The 15,852-nt window shown below is 72.7% G+C and carries 14 protein-coding genes and 2 tRNA genes; 13 read left to right on the top strand and 3 right to left on the bottom strand.

Annotated elements, in window-relative coordinates; all coding sequences use genetic code 11:
• Nucleotides 1-5 precede the first annotated feature (5 nt).
• Nucleotides 6-2,333 carry a hypothetical protein gene (locus WD794_04875; GenBank protein MEX2289645.1) on the bottom strand — a complete coding sequence of 776 codons (2,328 nt, stop codon included), beginning with the start codon at nt 2,331-2,333 and terminating at the stop codon, nt 6-8.
• A 216-nt stretch (nt 2,334-2,549) separates the two neighbouring features.
• On the opposite strand from WD794_04875, the gene serA reads away from it, so the two are divergent.
• The 9 genes from serA to WD794_04920 all read left to right on the top strand — a co-directional run bounded on the left by serA (nt 2,550) and on the right by WD794_04920 (nt 11,863).
• Entirely contained in the window at nt 2,550-4,145 is a 1,596-nt protein-coding gene (gene serA, locus WD794_04880; GenBank protein MEX2289646.1) for a phosphoglycerate dehydrogenase, read from the top strand.
• Nucleotides 4,142-5,014, top strand: a complete 873-nt coding sequence (locus WD794_04885) for an alpha/beta hydrolase (protein ID MEX2289647.1) — start codon at nt 4,142-4,144, stop codon at nt 5,012-5,014. Before serA ends, WD794_04885 begins: the two co-directional genes overlap by 4 nt.
• A 429-nt stretch (nt 5,015-5,443) precedes the next feature.
• Complete coding sequence (gene leuA / locus WD794_04890) at nt 5,444-7,117, top strand: 2-isopropylmalate synthase (protein MEX2289648.1); 1,674 nt, start codon at nt 5,444-5,446, stop codon at nt 7,115-7,117.
• A gap of 37 nt (nt 7,118-7,154) precedes the next feature.
• Nucleotides 7,155-8,174 (top strand): 3-isopropylmalate dehydrogenase, encoded by a 1,020-nt coding sequence (locus tag WD794_04895; protein ID MEX2289649.1) that lies wholly within the window; start codon nt 7,155-7,157, stop codon nt 8,172-8,174.
• Nucleotides 8,175-8,252: 78 nt separating this feature from the next.
• On the top strand, nt 8,253-9,356 hold the full coding sequence (locus WD794_04900; GenBank protein ID MEX2289650.1) for a branched-chain amino acid aminotransferase: 1,104 nt from the start codon (nt 8,253-8,255) through the stop codon (nt 9,354-9,356).
• A 1-nt stretch (nt 9,357) separates the two neighbouring features.
• A complete protein-coding gene (locus tag WD794_04905; GenBank protein MEX2289651.1) occupies nt 9,358-10,143 on the top strand; it encodes a fumarylacetoacetate hydrolase family protein in 786 nt (261 codons plus the stop codon).
• Nucleotides 10,140-11,630, top strand: a complete 1,491-nt coding sequence (gene gltX / locus WD794_04910; protein MEX2289652.1) for a glutamate--tRNA ligase — start codon at nt 10,140-10,142, stop codon at nt 11,628-11,630. Before WD794_04905 ends, gltX begins: the two co-directional genes overlap by 4 nt.
• Nucleotides 11,631-11,672: 42 nt before the next feature.
• Nucleotides 11,673-11,744 (top strand) — tRNA-Gln (locus WD794_04915).
• A 46-nt stretch (nt 11,745-11,790) separates the two neighbouring features.
• Nucleotides 11,791-11,863: transfer RNA gene (locus tag WD794_04920), tRNA-Glu, on the top strand.
• A 61-nt stretch (nt 11,864-11,924) separates the two neighbouring features.
• On the opposite strand, the gene WD794_04925 is transcribed toward WD794_04920, so the two are convergent.
• Together WD794_04925 and WD794_04930 are read right to left on the bottom strand one after the other, a co-directional pair.
• The gene (locus WD794_04925) at nt 11,925-12,155 is read right to left on the bottom strand and encodes a hypothetical protein (GenBank protein ID MEX2289653.1); all 231 of its coding nucleotides are present in this window, start codon (nt 12,153-12,155) and stop codon (nt 11,925-11,927) included.
• 77 nt (nt 12,156-12,232) lie between these two features.
• Nucleotides 12,233-12,925, bottom strand: a complete 693-nt coding sequence (locus WD794_04930) for an IclR family transcriptional regulator (GenBank protein MEX2289654.1) — start codon at nt 12,923-12,925, stop codon at nt 12,233-12,235.
• 47 nt (nt 12,926-12,972) lie between these two features.
• Between WD794_04930 and leuC the strand changes: the two genes are divergently transcribed.
• The 4 genes from leuC to WD794_04950 all read left to right on the top strand — a co-directional run.
• Nucleotides 12,973-14,373, top strand: coding sequence for a 3-isopropylmalate dehydratase large subunit (gene leuC, locus WD794_04935; protein ID MEX2289655.1), 1,401 nt, complete (start codon nt 12,973-12,975; stop codon nt 14,371-14,373).
• A gap of 3 nt (nt 14,374-14,376) precedes the next feature.
• Nucleotides 14,377-14,970 (top strand): 3-isopropylmalate dehydratase small subunit, encoded by a 594-nt coding sequence (gene leuD, locus WD794_04940; protein MEX2289656.1) that lies wholly within the window; start codon nt 14,377-14,379, stop codon nt 14,968-14,970.
• Nucleotides 14,967-15,200 carry a hypothetical protein gene (locus WD794_04945; protein MEX2289657.1) on the top strand — a complete coding sequence of 78 codons (234 nt, stop codon included), beginning with the start codon at nt 14,967-14,969 and terminating at the stop codon, nt 15,198-15,200. Before leuD ends, WD794_04945 begins: the two co-directional genes overlap by 4 nt.
• A 137-nt stretch (nt 15,201-15,337) precedes the next feature.
• The coding region (locus WD794_04950; GenBank protein MEX2289658.1) for an HU family DNA-binding protein at nt 15,338-15,852 on the top strand (515 nt) is incomplete at its 3' end.

Here is a 15,852-nt window from a genome sequence, read left to right on the forward strand (position 1 = left end):
AGGGACTAGCTCGCCGGGCCGAACCAGCCGGCGACGTCGGCGAGCAGGGCGACCGACCCGGCGGCGTTGCGCAGCCGGACCGAGCGGTTGCCCAGCTTGACCACGACCAGGTCGGCCGCGGTCTGCCCGGCCGCCAGGTTGAGGTTGGACACCTCCGGCACACTGCTCGCCGTGGCCGGGTAGACGCGCACGTCCGTGCTCGCGGTGGCGCCGACGCCGGTCACGTTGAGCACCGCCGCATCAGCCAGACTCGGCACCTGTGCGACGCCGCCGACCCGCAGCGCGAGGGACGACCCCGGCCCCACGGTCGTGGGAGCGGTGGCGCTGGTGCCCAGGCGGGTGCGGGTGTCCAGGATGCGCGAGGGGTTCACCGGCCGGAACACCGAGCCGGCGGTGCTGTCGTCGTACCACCCGGCGACGTCGGCCAGCAGGTGCACAGCTCCGGTCTGGTTGCGCAGCCGGACCTTGCCGTCCTGACCCACCTTGACGAGAACGACGTTGGCAACGGCGGCGCCCGGTCGGACGTTGATGTTGCTGACGACCGGTGGTGCGGTCTCGACGAGCGGGGTCGGATAGACGCGGACGTCCGTCGAGGTGGTCGCGTGCACCGCCGTGACCGTCAAGGCGACGGCGGACGCGCCCGCCGGGACGGGACTGGGTCCGCCCGACACCGACAGGTCGACCACCTCGCCGGGCCCGACCGGGGTCGTGCGGGTGGTGCCCAGCTGCGCGCGGGTGTCGAGGATCCGGACCGGGTCGGCGGGAGTGAAGGTCGCCGCGGCGGCCGGCGCGTAGTAGCCGGCCAGGTCGGCGAGCAGCTGGACGGCGCCCGCCTGGTTGCGCAGCCGGACGCGGCCGTTGTTGCCGACCGGCACCGTGACCAGGTTGGCCCGGGTGATGCCGCGCGCCAGGTTGAGGTTGGACACCTCGGGCACCGCCGAGAGCACCACCGGGGTGGGGTAGACGCGGATGTCGGTGCCGCTGGAGGGCGCCACCCCGGTCACGTTCAGGACGACGGCGGTCGCCCCAACCGGCACGCCGTGGTGACCGGCGACCTGCAGGTCCACCACGCCACCGGGCTGGACGGCGGCTTTCGGCGCACCGACGCCTTCGCGGGTGTCCAGCACGCGCACCGGGTCGATCGCGGAGTACCGCACTCCGCGCAGCGCCGGCACGGCATAGCCCATGTCGGCGAACATCCCCATCGCGATCTGCCCCGGGTCGGCCAGCGACTCGCCCGGATCGATGAACGGCGTCATCAGCCCGTCGGCGTCCTCGCCGGGATAGCTGGCCTCGTCGAGGTGGCCGTAGGACGTGCCCCACAGGAACGACTCGGGCGCGTACAGGCGGACCTTGCCGCCGCCCGCGGCCGTCCGCCCGAGCTGACCGGCCCAGTACAGCCGGTCGCCGGTGAGCGCGTTGCGCAGCTCGGCCGAGCCGTCCGGCAGCGACAGGATGCGCGTGCCGCCGTTGCCGGCCTGCGCCTGCGTCGTGGCGTAGGTGAACGCGTCGAAGGAGACCCCGGAGCGCACGCCGGAGGAGCCGTTGACCGAGCGGTCGCCGACGGTGGCGGTGCCGGAGGCGTCGACGTTCGCGGTCCCCACCAGACCGAGCCCGTGGCCGATCTCGTGCAGCACCACGGTCGCGAAGTCGTACTGGTCGGCGGGCGGGTTGCCGTCGAGGCCGAAGTAGAGCCCGGGGGCCTGCGGGTTGAAGGCCGCTTCGATGTCCGGTTCGCCCGGCAGGCCGTCGACGCCACGGCGGGCGTTGCTCAGCGCCACCGGCTCGAACACGTCGTCGCTGAAGGCCGCGGTTCCCTTGTCGTTGCGCAGGAAGTCATAGGGCCCGGCGCCGCCGAGGATCGCCGGGTCACCGAAGGTGGTGGCTGTGGCCTCCACCTGGATCGGCACCGGCGACTCGATGATCCGCTCCCACACCTGCACGGCCTGCTCGAACGCCGCCTTGGCCGGCTCCGTCCAGATCGCGCCGTCGCTCCGGTAGGTCACGACGATGTCGGAGACCGGTGCGGCCGCCAGCGAGCCGCTCGCTGCCGGGCCGGTGGTCGTGGGGCCGGAGCTCGGGGCCGCCGTGCCGGTGCGCAGGTCGGCACCCGGCCGCAGCTCGCCCCGGCGGACGATTCCGCGCGGGAGCTCGCCGTAGCTCGTGTCGCCGGCCGCCAGTGCGGCTCGAAGGCTGACCGGAGCGTTGCGCAGGCTGTCAGAGCCGGCGCCGGGGCCGGCGCTGGCCGGGACTGCGGCGGCCAGGCTGGCCGCCGTCACGGCCGCGGCGAGCAGGGCGGCGGCGACGGGACGGCGGAGGGGGTGGGCGCGCACGAAGGCTCCTGGAGGGACTGCGAGAGGGGGAGGGCGCACAGCTTCCCAGGTCAGGAGGTGCTGCGGGCGGACCTTCGGAAAATCGGGTGGGTCGGGCCGAGGGGCCCGCCGGTACGCTCGGCCGCGAACCTGCCCGCGCGGGAGCAGGTGCCCGCCGATCCGGCAGCCCCACCCGAGGCCCCGCCCGCCACAGCCCGAGGACCGACCGTGACCGTCGTGACCCCTGCTCGCCCCGTCGTCCTGCTCGCCGAGGAACTGGCGCCGTCCGTGGTCGCCGTCCTCGGCGCCGGCGTGGAGGTCCGCTCCGTCGACGGCGCCGACCGCGCGGCGCTGCTGCCGGCGTTGGCCGAGGCGGACGCCCTGATCGTCCGCAGCGCGACCCGGGTGGACGCGGAGGCGCTCGCCGCGGCGCCCGGACTGAAGGTGGTCGCCCGCGCCGGCATCGGGCTGGACAACGTCGACGTGCCCGCGGCCACCGCCCGCGGGGTGATGGTCGTCAACGCGCCGCAGAGCAACATCGTCAGTGCCGCCGAGCAGGCGGTCGCGCTGCTGCTGGCCTGCGCCCGCAACACCGCGCCGGCCAACGCAGCGCTCAAGTCCGGCCGCTGGGAGCGCAGCCGCTGGACCGGTGTCGAGGTCGCGGACAAGGTCGTCGGGGTGGTCGGTCTCGGCCGCATCGGCGTGCTGTTCGCCCAGCGCATGTCCGCCTTCGGCACGCAGCTGATCGCCTACGACCCGTACGTCTCGGCGGCTCGTGCAGCGCAGATCGGGGTGCGGCTGGTCGGCCTGGACGAGCTGCTGCGGGAGAGCGACTTCATCTCCGTCCATCTGCCGAAGACGCCGGAGACCGTGGGGCTGATCGGGGAGAAGGAGCTCGCGCTCTGCAAGCCCACGGTGCGGATCGTCAACGCCGCACGGGGTGGGCTGCTCGACGAGACGGCGCTCGCCCAGGCCCTGGAGGCCGGCACGGTGGCCGGCGCGGGGCTGGACGTCTTCGCCAGCGAGCCGTGCACCGACTCACCGCTGTTCGCCTTCGACTCCGTGGTCGTCGCCCCGCACCTGGGCGCCTCGACCGTCGAGGCGCAGGACAAGGCCGGTATCGCGGTCGCTCGTTCCGTGCGCCTGGCGCTGGAGGGCGACTTCGTGCCCGACGCCGTGAACGTGCAGGCTGCCGGGGCGGTCGCCGAGGAGCTGCGGCCGGCGCTGCCGCTGGTCGAGAAGCTCGGCCGTGTCTTCACCGCGCTGGCGGGAGGGGTGGCCGCGAGCCTGGAGGTGCTGGTGCGCGGCGAGATCGCCGAGCTGGACGTCTCGGTGCTCCAGCTGGCCGCGCTCAAGGGCGTCTTCGAGGACGTCGTGGAGGAGCAGGTCACCTTCGTCAACGCCCCCGCGCTGGCGGCCGAGCGTGGTGTGGAGGTGTCCTTGACGACGGACCGGGAGAGCCCGGAGTACCGCAACGTCATCACCCTCCGCGGCGTGCTGCCCGCAGGTGACCCGATCTCGGTGTCCGGGACGCTCGTCGGCACCCGCCAGGTCGAGAAGCTGGTGGAGATCGAGGGCGTGGACGTGGAGCTGCCGGCGACCGGTCATCTGGTGTTCTTCCGGTACGAGGACCGCCCCGGCGTCGTCGGTCAGGTCGGCGTGCAGCTCGGCGCAGCCGGCATCAACATCGCCGGCGCCCAGGTCGGCCGGGACAAGCAGGGTGGCCACGCTCTGATGGCGGTGACGGTCGACGAGGCGGTGCCGGCGGATGTCCTGCAGGGCATCTGCACGGCCATCGACGCCGGGTCGGCGCGCACGGTCTGGCTGCCGTGAGCCTGTTCTCCTCGTACGACGGGACCCGGCTGGCCTGCACCGAGCTCGGCAGCGGGCCGCGGCTGGTCTGCCTGCCCGGCGGCCCGGGTCGCGCCAGCGCCTATCTGGAGGACCTGGCCGGGCTCGACGACGTGCGCACGCTGGTACTGCTCGACCCGCGCGCCACCAGGCGCAGTGAGGTGCCGGCCGACCCCGCGTCGCTGCGCTTCGACCGGCTGGCCGAGGACGTCGAAGCCCTGCGCGAGCACCTGGCCGTCCAGGATCCACAGTGCGAGCGGATCGACCTGCTCGGCCACTCTGCGGGCTGCCTGGTGGCGCAGGCGTACGCCGCGACGCACCCGGACCGGCTGCGCTCGCTGGTGCTCGTCACACCGAGCGACCGGCTGCAGGGCGGCACGCGCGAGGACGTGGCGGGCATCCGCGCCGCCCGTTCCGGCGAGCCGTGGTACGCCGAGGCTGCCGAGGCCCAGGAGGCGCTGGCGTACGCCGCGCCGGCCCAGCAGCAGGCGCTGGTGCGGGCCACCCGGCCGTTCTTCTACGGCCGCTGGGACGAGCGGACCCAGGCGCACGCCGCCACCGCCGACACCCAGAGCAGCAAGCGGGCCGAACTCGGCTTCGGTGCCGGCATCGAGCAGGTCGACGTCGCCGGGATCCGGGCGGCGCTCGCGAGCCTGGACCTGCCGGTGCTCGTCGTCGGCGGTGAGCGCGACGCGCTGACCGGCGTCGCGTCGGTGCACACCGTGGCGGCGGACTTCCGGCGCGCGCAGACCGTCGTGCTGCCGCGGGCCGGCCACTTCCCCTGGGTCGACGAGCCGGAGGCCTTCCGGGCGGCGGTAGAGGAGTTCCTGCGCGTCGCCGCCCGAGGTTAGGGCTGGCCCGACGATCCCGACGAGGGGCCGGGGCCACTCGCACATCGACATGTGCCGCCCAGCGGGTGTTGCACCACAGGTCAACTTTTTGCGATTGTTGACCTGTGGTGCACACCGCCCGGACGGCACACGTGTCTGCGGAGCGACGCGCCCGTGGTCCATGAGCAGGCAGCCACCGACGTCGGGTGACGTGCCGCCGAAGCTGAGCCTGGCGGGCGGCTGCCGGATCACTCCCCTGCCGCCTGCCCCACCCCGGGGCGTCGTAGGATGGTCCCCGTGTTCCTGACGAGGCTGCTGCTTACCTGCCGCGGCGGGGCCCTCTCCTAGGCCGGCCCCCTGCCGCGGGACTTCGCGCTGGCCGCCTTCCGCCCCGCCCTCAGGGAGCAGCTCATGACCCGTCAGCCCAGTACCTGCCAGACCCCCAGCGGCATGCCCTACGGCCGCTACACCCCCTTCCCACCGGTCGACCTCGCCGACCGGCGCTGGCCCTCGCGCACGATCGACCGCGCGCCGCAGTGGTGCAGCGTCGACCTGCGTGACGGCAACCAGGCGCTGATCGACCCGATGGACGCCGAGCGCAAGCTGCGCATGTTCCGGCTGCTCGTCGAGATGGGCTACAAGGAGATCGAGGTCGGCTTCCCGGCGGCGAGCGCCACCGACTTCGACTTCATCCGCGCGCTCGTCGAGCAGGACCTGGTCCCCGCCGACGTCACCATCCAGGTCCTCACCCAGGCGCGCGAGGAGCTCATCGAGCGCACCGTGCAGTCCCTGGTCGGCTTCGGCGGCAGCGCGCTCATCCACCTCTACAACTCGACCTCCACGCTGCAGCGCCGGGTCGTGTTCGGTCTGGACAGGGACGGCATCAAGGACATCGCCGTACGCGGCGCGCAGTGGTGCCAGAAATACGCCGCCGAGCTGCTCGCAACCACCGACGTCCGCTGGCAGTACAGCCCGGAGTCCTTCACCGGCACCGAGCTGGACTACGCGCTCGAGGTCTGCGAGGCGGTCATGGACGTCTGGCAGCCCACGCCGGAGCGCCCCGTCGTGCTGAACCTGCCGGCCACCGTGGAGATGTCGGTCCCGAGCACGTACGCCGACCAGATCGAGTGGTTCGCCCGCGCGTTGGGTGGGCGCCGCAGCAGCGTCGTCCTGAGCCTGCACCCGCACAACGACCGCGGGACCGCCGTGGCGGCCGCCGAGCTCGGCCTGCTGGCCGGCGCGGACCGGATCGAGGGCTGTCTGTTCGGCAACGGCGAGCGCACCGGCAACGTCTGCCTCGTCACGCTCGGGCTCAACCTGTTCAGCCAGGGGGTCGACCCGCAGATCGACTTCTCCGACATCGACGAGATCCGCCGCACCGTCGAGTACTGCAACCAACTGCCGGTGCATCCGCGTCACCCCTACGCCGGTGACCTCGTCTACACCGCCTTCTCCGGGTCGCACCAGGACGCGATCAAGAAGGGCTTCGAGGCGCTCGAGCGGGACGCCGCCGCGGCCGGTGTACCGGTGCGTGACGCCGCCTGGGGCGTCCCGTACCTCCCGATCGACCCGCTCGACGTGGGTCGGTCCTACGAGGCGGTCATCAGGGTCAACAGCCAGTCCGGCAAGGGCGGCGTCGCCTACGTGCTGAAGAACGAGCACCACCTCGACCTGCCACGACGCATGCAGATCGAGTTCTCGAGGGTGGTGCAGGAGGTCGCCGACGACGCGGGCGGCGAGATCTCCGGCGCCCGCATCTGGGAGCTGTTCACCTCCACCTATCTGCAGCACGACGCGCCGCTTCGGCTGGTCTCCTTCACCTCCGCCACCGGTGAGAGCGATTGGGTCGACGCGGTCGTGGAGTGGCAGGGCGAGACGAGAACGGTGTCCGGGCAGGGCAACGGCCCGATCGCGGCCTTCGTGCACGCGCTGTCGGCGCTCGACCTCGACGTGCGCGTCCTGGACTACGCCGAGCACGCCACCGGCGCGGGCGAGGAGGCGCAGGCCGCCTCCTACCTCGAGGTGGCGGTCGGCGGGCAGGTCCTGTGGGGCTGCGGCGTCCACCCCAGCATCGTCACGTCGTCGCTGCGGGCGATCGTGAGTGCGGTCAACCGCGTCTCATAGAATGGGACGGCCGTCCCACGTTCGTTAGGCTCGGCCGATGAGCACCCGGCTGGCGGTCATCGGCGGCGACGGCATCGGCCCCGAGGTGGTGGCGGTGGGCCTGCAGGTCCTCGACGCCGTCCTGCCCGGCGTCGAGCGCACCGACTACGACCTGGGCGCCCGGGCGTACGCCCGGACCGGCGAGGCGCTGCCGGACGGCGTCCTGGACGAGCTGCGCGGCCACGACGCGATCCTGCTCGGGGCGATCGGCGACCCGAGCGTGCCTCCCGGGGTGCTCGAGCGCGGCCTGCTGCTCACGCTGCGCTTCGCCCTCGACCACCACGTGAACCTGCGGCCGGTGCGGCTGTTCCCGGGCGTGCCGAGCCCGGTGGGTGACCGGGCGATCGATCTGGTCGTCGTGCGCGAGGGCACCGAGGGGCCCTACGTCGGCAACGGCGGACGGCTGCGCCAGGGGACGCCGCACGAGGTGGCCACCGAGGTCAGCCTCAACACGGCGTACGGCGTGGAGCGGGTGGTGCGGGACGCGTTCGTGCGGGCGCAGGCGCGGGAGCGCCGGCACCTGACGCTGGTGCACAAGACCAACGTCCTGGTCCACGCCGGTGGCCTGTGGAGTCGGATCTTCGACGAGGTGTCGGCCGGCTTCCCCGACGTCAGCACCGACTACGCGCACGTCGACGCGGCGTCGATGTTCTTCGTGACGCAGCCCGAGCGGTTCGACGTCATCGTCACCGACAACCTGTTCGGCGACATCCTCACCGACATCGGTGCCGCCATCGGCGGCGGCATCGGCCTGGCGGCCAGCGGCAACATCGACGTGACCCGCACCAACCCGTCGATGTTCGAGCCCGTGCACGGCAGCGCACCGGACATCGCCGGACAGGGCAGGGCAGATCCGACCGCCGCCGTGCTGTCGGTGGCGCTGCTGCTGGAGCACCTGGGACATGTCGACGCCGCCCGGCGGGTCGAGGCGGCGGTCGCGGCCGACCTGCTCACCCGCGGCACGACCGCGCGCTCGACGTCGCAGGTCCGCGACGCGCTGCTGGCTCAGCTGGCCTGAGCCCGTTTCGGATACGGTCAGGGCGGCGGCGCGGGCGGTCCCTCGACCGCGTCGGGACGGACGGATGGAGAGAGCCGCATGACTGTCACAGCCGGCATCGAGAAGGTGCCGAGCAGCTCGCCGCGCAGCGACGCCGAGCGTGCGGCGCTGATGGCCGACCCGGGGTTCGGGCGGGTCCACACCGACCACATGGTGGCGATCCGCTGGAGCATCGACAAGGGTTGGCACGACGCCAGACTGACGGCGTACGAGCCGCTGCAGCTCGACCCGTCGGCGATGGTGCTGCACTACGGCCAGGCCATCTTCGAAGGGCTCAAGGCCTACCGCCAGCCGGACGGGGGGGTCGCCGTCTTCCGGCCGGAGGAGAACGCCCGGCGCTTCAACCGCTCCGCCGCCCGCCTGGCCATGCCTGAGCTGCCGGCCGAGCTGTTCCTGTCGTCGGTCGACGCGCTGGTCGAGGCCGACCGCGCCTGGGTGCCGACCGCCGAGGGCCAGAGCCTGTATCTGCGGCCCTTCATGATCGCCACCGAGGGGCAGGTCGGCATGCGCCCCGCGCAGGAGTACCTCTTCCTGCTGATCGCCTTCCCGGTGACGCCCTTCTTCCCAGGCGAGGTCAAGCCGGTGACGGTGTGGCTGTCCGACGAGTACGTCCGCGCGGCCGTCGGCGGCACCGGCGAGGCCAAGTGCGCCGGCAACTACGCCGGCAGCCTGCTGGCCCAGCGCCAGGCAGCCGAGCAGGGATGCGACCAGGTCGTGTGGCTCGACGCGGTGGAGCGGCGCTGGGTCGAGGAGATGGGCGGGATGAACCTGTTCTTCGTCCTGTCCGGGGCGGACGGCGGGGCCCGGCTGCTCACTCCGGCGCTGACCGGCACGCTGCTGCCCGGCGTGGTCCGCGATTCGTTGCTCCGGCTCGCGCCGGAGCTCGGGCTCCCGGTCGAGCAGGGGCGGCTGTCGGTCGACGACTGGCGCAAGGGCGTCGCGGACGGTTCGCTGACCGAGGTCTTCGCGTGCGGTACGGCAGCGGTCATCGCGCCGGTCGGGCACGTGAAGGGCCCGACAGGCGAGTGGACGATGGGCGACGGCTCGCCCGGCCCGGTCACGCTCCGGCTGCGCGCGGCGCTGCTCGACCTGCAGTACGGCCGGGCCGCCGACCCGCACGGCTGGATGCGCCGGGTGGGCTGAGGTGCGCATCGCCCGTTACGCCCGCTCCGGCGACATCGCCTTCGGCCTGGTGGAGGGCTCCGGTGCGGACCTGTCGCTCGCGCCCCTGCAGGGCCACCCGCTGTTCGACCCGACGCCGACGGGCGAGGTCGTCGCGTTGTCCGCCGTCCGCCTGCTCGCTCCGACCCAGCCGATCAACGTCGTGTGTATCGGCAAGAACTACGCCGACCACGTACGCGAGATGGCCGGCCTCACCGCCGGGCCGGCCGATCCGGGCATCCCCACGGTCTTCCTCAAGCCGGCCACCTCGGTCATCGGCGCCGGGGACCCGATCCGGCTGCCGGCCGCCGCCGGCCGGGTCGAGCACGAGGCGGAGCTGGCCGTCGTCATCGGCAAGCCGGCGCGGGACCTGTCCACCGGCAACGCCCTGGCCCACGTGTGGGGCTACACCGCCGCCAACGACGTCACCGCGCGCGAGCAGCAGAAGAGCGACGGGCAGTGGACCCGCGGCAAGGGCCACGACACCTTCTGCCCGCTCGGGCCGTGGATCGAGACCGACCTCGACCCGAGCGACCTGCGGGTGCGCTGCGAGGTGGACGAGGTGCTCCGTCAGGACGGCAACACCCGCGACCTGCTGCACGACGTGCCGGCGATCCTGGCGTTCGTCACCTCTTTCATGACGCTGCTGCCCGGTGACGTCGTGCTCACCGGGACCCCCGCGGGCGTCGGGCCCCTGGTGCCGGGTGAGCAGGTCGCCGTCGAGGTCGAAGGGATCGGCACCCTCACCAATCCGGTGGTGGCGCGGTGAGCGTGCGCGTGCGCGTCGCGCCCTCGCCGACGGGCGACCCCCACGTCGGGACGGCGTACATGTCCCTGTTCAACCTGGCCTTCGCCCGGCAGCAGGGTGGGCAGTTCGTGCTGCGCGTCGAGGACACCGACCGGGCGCGTTTCCGGGCCGACAGCGAGCAGCAGGTGTACGACACGCTGCGCTGGCTCGGCCTCGACTGGGACGAGGGCCCCGACAGGGGCGGCGCCTACGCGCCGTACCGGCAGAGCGAGCGACTCGACACCTACCGGCCGCACGTCGACCGGCTGCTGGCGGAGGGGCACGCCTACCTGTGCTGGTGCAGCGGCGAGCGGCTGAAGGCGATGCGCGAGGACCAGCAGAAGCGCAAGGTGCCGACCGGCTACGACCGGCTGTGCGTCGGCAAGGTCGAGACCGAACGCGCGGCGCTGCCAGGTTTCTCGCCGACTCCGGTGGTCCGCATGCTGGTGCCGGAGGACCCGCCGCTGTCCTTCGTCGACCTGATCCGGGGGCAGGTGTCGGCGCCGCGACCGGACGACCAGGTGATCCTCAAGGGGGACGGCTTCCCGACCTACCACCTGGCCGTGGTCGTGGACGACCACCTGATGGGGATCACCCACGTCGTCCGCGGCGAGGAGTGGATCTCCTCCACGCCCAAGCACCTGCTGCTGTTCGACTGGCTGGGCTGGGAGCGGCCGCAGTTCGCGCACATGCCGCTGCTGCGCAACATCGACAAGAGCAAGATCTCCAAGCGGAAGAACCCCGCGGCCCGGCTGACCTGGTTCCAGGAGCAGGGTTACCTGCCGGAGGCGCTGCTGAACTTCCTCGGGCTGCTCGGCTACTCGCTGCCCGAGGCGGAGAAAGAGATCTTCTCCTTCGCCGAGATGTCCGCGAGCTTCGACTGGACGCGGGTCAACACGGTCGGGCCGGTGTTCGACCTCGACAAGCTGGGCTGGCTGAACGGCCACTACGTCCGGGAGCTGTCCGAGGCCGATTTCGCCTCGCGGGTGCTGCCGTTCCTGCAGCGTGCGGGTCTGGTCGCCGATCCCGCCGGGGCCGGCGAGCTGGCGCTGGTGTCGGCGATGGTGCCGGCCGTGCAGACCCGGGTAGCAGTGCTGAGCGAGTTGCCGGAGCTGGTCGGCTTCCTGTTCGTGCCGGAGGAGGACTTCGCCGTCGACCCGGCGGCTGCGGCCAAGGCACTCACGCCGGCGAACGCGCCGGTGCTCACGGCCGCGGCGAAGGCCCTCGAGGGCGTGGGGGAGTGGACGGCGACCGCTGTCCAGGCGGCCGTGGACGCCGCGCTGCTCGAGGGCGGGCTGGGCCTGAAGCGCAACAAGGCCTACCTGCCGCTGCGCGCCGCCGTCTGCGGGCGGGCGATCGCGCCGCCGCTGGACGAGTCGATCGCGCTGCTGGGGCGCGAGCGGGCGCTGCGACGGCTGCGGGCGGCGGCGGTCGCGGCTGCGGGCGAGCCGGCCGGCGACGTCGGCTAGACTCTCTCGCGGACCGCAGGGGCGACCCCCCGGCGGCTCCTGTGGGGTATGGGGTAATTGGCAGCCCGGCGGTTTCTGGTTCCGTTAGTCTTGGTTCGAGTCCAGGTACCCCAGCGTAGGACCGGTCTTCTCGGCTGACCGGACAAGTTCATCTTCCTAGGGCCCCGTCGTCTAGCGGCCTAGGACGCCGCCCTCTCACGGCGGTAGCGCGAGTTCGAATCTCGTCGGGGCTACGTGCAGCATGGCCGGAGAGCCTGTCGTCCTTCTCGGACGGCAGGCTCTCCGGCCGATGTGCTACCCCGCGACGAGCCGCAGCGGCGGCTGCGCGGGACGGGCCGGAGCCAGCTCCTGCGGAGTTCCCCAGGAGCCGTGCAGGGCGTCCAGCAGCGCCGCAGGCACGTGCCGTACCGGCGCCGCCGCCATCGCGGTCACCGCCCGTTCGCCGCCCATCCGCACGACGTGCAGGTCCAGCACGTCGGCAGCGGGGCGCGGGGACGGCAGGACGGCGCGGTGCGAGGCGGTCACGTCACCGGTCTCGACCTGAACGTCGCAGCCCTTGACCCTCCAGCGTCGTCCTTCCTCGTCCGACCGGGACGTACGGCTCAGGCGCGCGCCAGCTCCGCGGCCGCGCCGAGCACCGCCTCGGCGTGCAGCCGGCCGGGGAAGCGGGTGAGGCGCTCCAGCGGCCCGCTCACACTGACGGCGGCCAGCACCCGGCCGTCGCGGGTCCGCACCGGCGCGGAGACCGAGGCCACGCCGGACTCCCGCTCGGCCACCGAGTGCGCCCAGCCGCGCCGGCGCACCTCCGACAGCGTCCTCGGCGTGAAGGCTGCCGACCGCACCAGCGGGTCCTCGGGCGCCCACGCCAGCAGCACCTGGGCGGCCGACCCGGCGGTCATCGGCAGCGACGTACCGACCGGAACGGTGTCGCGCAGGCCGCTGCCGCGTTCGGCCGCCGCGACGCAGACCCGCCGGTCACCCTGCCGCCGGTAGAGCTGGACGCTCTCCCCGGTGGTGTCGCGCAGCCGGGCCAGCACGCCGGCGGCCCGGTCGAGCAGCGCGTCGCCCGCGGATCCGCCGGCCAACTCGGCCAGCCGTGACCCCAGTCGCCACCGGCCCTCCCGGTCGCGGGCCAGCAGCCGGTGCACCTCGAGCGCGACCGCCAGCCGGTGCACCGTCGCCCGGGACAGCCCCGTGTGCTCGACGAGAGCGGCCAGGCTTCCCGCCCCGGCCTGCACCGCCCCGAGCACGAGCACGGACTTGTCCAGGACGCCGACTCCGCTAGTCTGTTCCACGTCGTGATACTGCCATCTCACAATGTGAGATGCCAAGGAGGTCGGTCATGGGACGCACGCTCGCCGAGAAGGTCTGGGACGCCCACGTCGTCCGGCGCAGGCAGGACGAGCCCGATCTCCTCTACATCGACCTCCACCTCGTGCACGAGGTGACCAGTCCGCAGGCCTTCGACAGCCTGCGGCTGGCCGGCCGCGGCGTCCGCCGCCCGGACCTGACGCTGGCGACGGAGGACCACAACGTCCCGACGACCGGACTGCAGATCGACGACCCGATCAGCCGCAAGCAGGTCGAGACCCTGCGCGCGAACTGCGCGGAGTTCGGCATCCGGCTGCACCCGATGGGCGACGCCGGCCAGGGAATCGTGCACGTGATCGGCCCGCAGCTGGGGGTCACCCAGCCCGGCATGACGATCGTCTGCGGAGACAGCCACACCAGCACCCACGGCGCCTTCGGTGCGCTCGCCTTCGGTATCGGCACCAGCGAGGTGGAGCACGTCCTCGCGACACAGACCCTGCCCCTGGTGCGCCCGCGGACGATGGCCGTCACCGTCGAAGGTCAGCTGCAGCCCGGCGTCACGGCCAAAGACCTCGTGCTGGCGCTCATCGCCCAGGTCGGGACCGGCGGCGGCCAGGGCCACGTCGTGGAGTACCGCGGGGAGGCCATCCGGTCGTTGTCCATGGAGGGCCGGATGACGGTCTGCAACATGAGCATCGAGTGGGGTGCGCGGGCCGGGATGATCGCACCGGACGAGACGACCTACGGCTACCTGCAGGGCCGTCCGCATGCCCCACGGGGGGCCGACTGGGACACCGCCGTGCAGACGTGGGAGCAGCTGCGCACCGACGACGACGCGAGCTTCGACCGCGAGGTGTTCCTCGACGCCTCCGCCGTCACCCCCTTCGTCACCTGGGGCACCAACCCCGGACAGGGCGTCTCCCTCGGCGCGCGCGTCCCGGACCCGCAGGCGATGCCGGCCGGCAACGAACGTGAGGCGGCCGAGCGCGCGCTGACCTACATGGGGCTGAAGGCCGGCACGGCGATGCGTGACGTCCGGGTGGACTCGGTGTTCCTCGGCTCGTGCACGAACGGCCGGATGGAGGACCTGCGCGCCGCAGCCGAGGTGCTGAGGGGCCGCAAGGTCGCCGACGGTGTGCGCGCGATGGTCGTCCCCGGGTCGATGCTCGTGAAGCTGCAGGCCGAGCAGGAGGGCCTGGACGAGGTCTTCCGCGCTGCCGGCTTCGACTGGCGCAACGCCGGGTGCTCGATGTGCCTGGGCATGAATCCCGACATCCTGCAGCCGGGCGAGCGCAGCGCCTCCACGTCAAACCGCAACTTCGAAGGGCGGCAGGGCCGCGGCGGCCGCACCCATCTCGTCTCACCCGAGGTCGCCGCGGCCACCGCCGTGGTCGGCCGCCTGGCCGCTCCCGCCGACCTGCAGGAGGTCTAGGACATGGAAGCCTTCACGACGCACACCGGCCGGGCGGTCCCGCTGCGCCGCAGCGACGTCGACACCGACCAGATCATCCCCAGCGACTGGCTCAAGCGGGTCGAGCGGACCGGCTTCGGTGCCGGCCTGTTCAGCGAGTGGCGCGAGGACCCCGACTTCGTCCTGAACGCCCCTCGGTACCACGGCGCGAGCATCCTGCTGGCCGGGGAGAACTTCGGTACCGGCTCGTCCCGGGAGCACGCCGCATGGGCGCTGCAGGACTTCGGCTTCCGCACCGTCGTCAGCCCCCGCTTCGGTGACATCTTCCGCAGTAATGCCCTGAAGACCGGCCTGGTCCCGGTCCAGCTCCCCTCCGACGTGGTCGAGCAGCTCATGGCCCTGGTCGAGCAGGACCCGGAGGTCGAGGTCGTGGTCGACCTCGGTGCCCGCGAGCTGCGGGCCCCCGGCCTGGTGGCAGCCTTCCCCCTCGATGACTTCACCCGGTGGCGGCTGATGGAGGGACTGGACGACATCGGACTCACCCTGCGTGTCGAGCAGGACATTTCGACCTTCGAGTCCTCGCGGCCGGGACACCTGCCCACGACGACCAGTGCATGAGCGACGACCTCGCCGCCGACCTGGCGGTGCGGCTGCGCGATGCCCACCGGCGGGTCAGCTCCCTCGAGCTGCCGGAGGATGAAAAGTCCTGCGTCGCAAGAAGACTCATAGCGCTCACCGACGCGTCGAAGCGCGATCTCGCTGCGGCCTCGCGTCGCCTGGATCTGCTGCTGGCCGATCTGGACGCAGGTCGTGCTCCCACTGCTGAGGAGCCACAGGGGTCCTGCTAGCGCCTGCGAAGACGGGCAAAGTCCCTGCGACACAAGGAAGTGTGGTCGCCGTGGTCGTTGTGGTCGGCGCTTCAGGCGCCTACCGTGCGCGATCAAGGGGCAGAGCGCCTCGGCAGTTCCAGTGAAGGGGACCCGTCGTGAACAAGTCCGAGCTGATCGAGGCGGTCACCGAGAGGCTCGGTGACCGGAAGACCGCGAGCAACGCTGTCGAGGCCTTCGTCGACGCCATCACCCGCGCCGTCGCGAAGGGCGAGAAGGTCGGCATCAGCGGCTTCGGTGTCTTCGAGCGTGTCGACCGGGCCGCCCGCACCGCGCGCAATCCGGCCACCGGCGCTGCCGTGAAGCTGAAGAAGACGTCGGTGCCGAAATTCCGCCCGGGCCAGGGCTTCAAGGACATCGTCAGCGGCGCCAAGAAGGTGCCACCGCCGGCGGCGTCGGCCTCCCGTGCGGTGACTGCCCGGGCCGGCAGGCCGGCCACGGAGGCCCCGGCCAAGGCGGCGAAGGCTCCGGCCAAGGCGGCGAAGGCTCCGGCCAAGGCGGCGAAGGCTCCGGCCAAGGCCCCGGCCAAGACGACCGTGAAGGCTCCGGCCAAGAAGGCCGTGAAGGCTCCGGCCAAGAAGGCCGTGAAGGCTCCGGCCAAGAAGGCCGTGAA

It is taken from the genome of Mycobacteriales bacterium (assembly GCA_040902655.1).
GTDB lineage: Bacteria > Actinomycetota > Actinomycetes > Mycobacteriales > SCTD01 > SCTD01.

Excerpts from the sequence above, each read along its gene's own strand:
- leuA (MEX2289648.1), top strand. The coding sequence starts at position 5,444 with ATGCCCTACGGCCGCTACACCCCCTTCCCACCGGTCGACCTCGCCGAC.
- WD794_04895 (MEX2289649.1), top strand. The coding sequence starts at position 7,155 with ATGAGCACCCGGCTGGCGGTCATCGGCGGCGACGGCATCGGCCCCGAG.
- WD794_04900 (MEX2289650.1), top strand. The coding sequence starts at position 8,253 with ATGACTGTCACAGCCGGCATCGAGAAGGTGCCGAGCAGCTCGCCGCGC.
- leuC (MEX2289655.1), top strand. The coding sequence starts at position 12,973 with ATGGGACGCACGCTCGCCGAGAAGGTCTGGGACGCCCACGTCGTCCGG.
- leuD (MEX2289656.1), top strand. The coding sequence starts at position 14,377 with ATGGAAGCCTTCACGACGCACACCGGCCGGGCGGTCCCGCTGCGCCGC.
- WD794_04945 (MEX2289657.1), top strand. The coding sequence starts at position 14,967 with ATGAGCGACGACCTCGCCGCCGACCTGGCGGTGCGGCTGCGCGATGCC.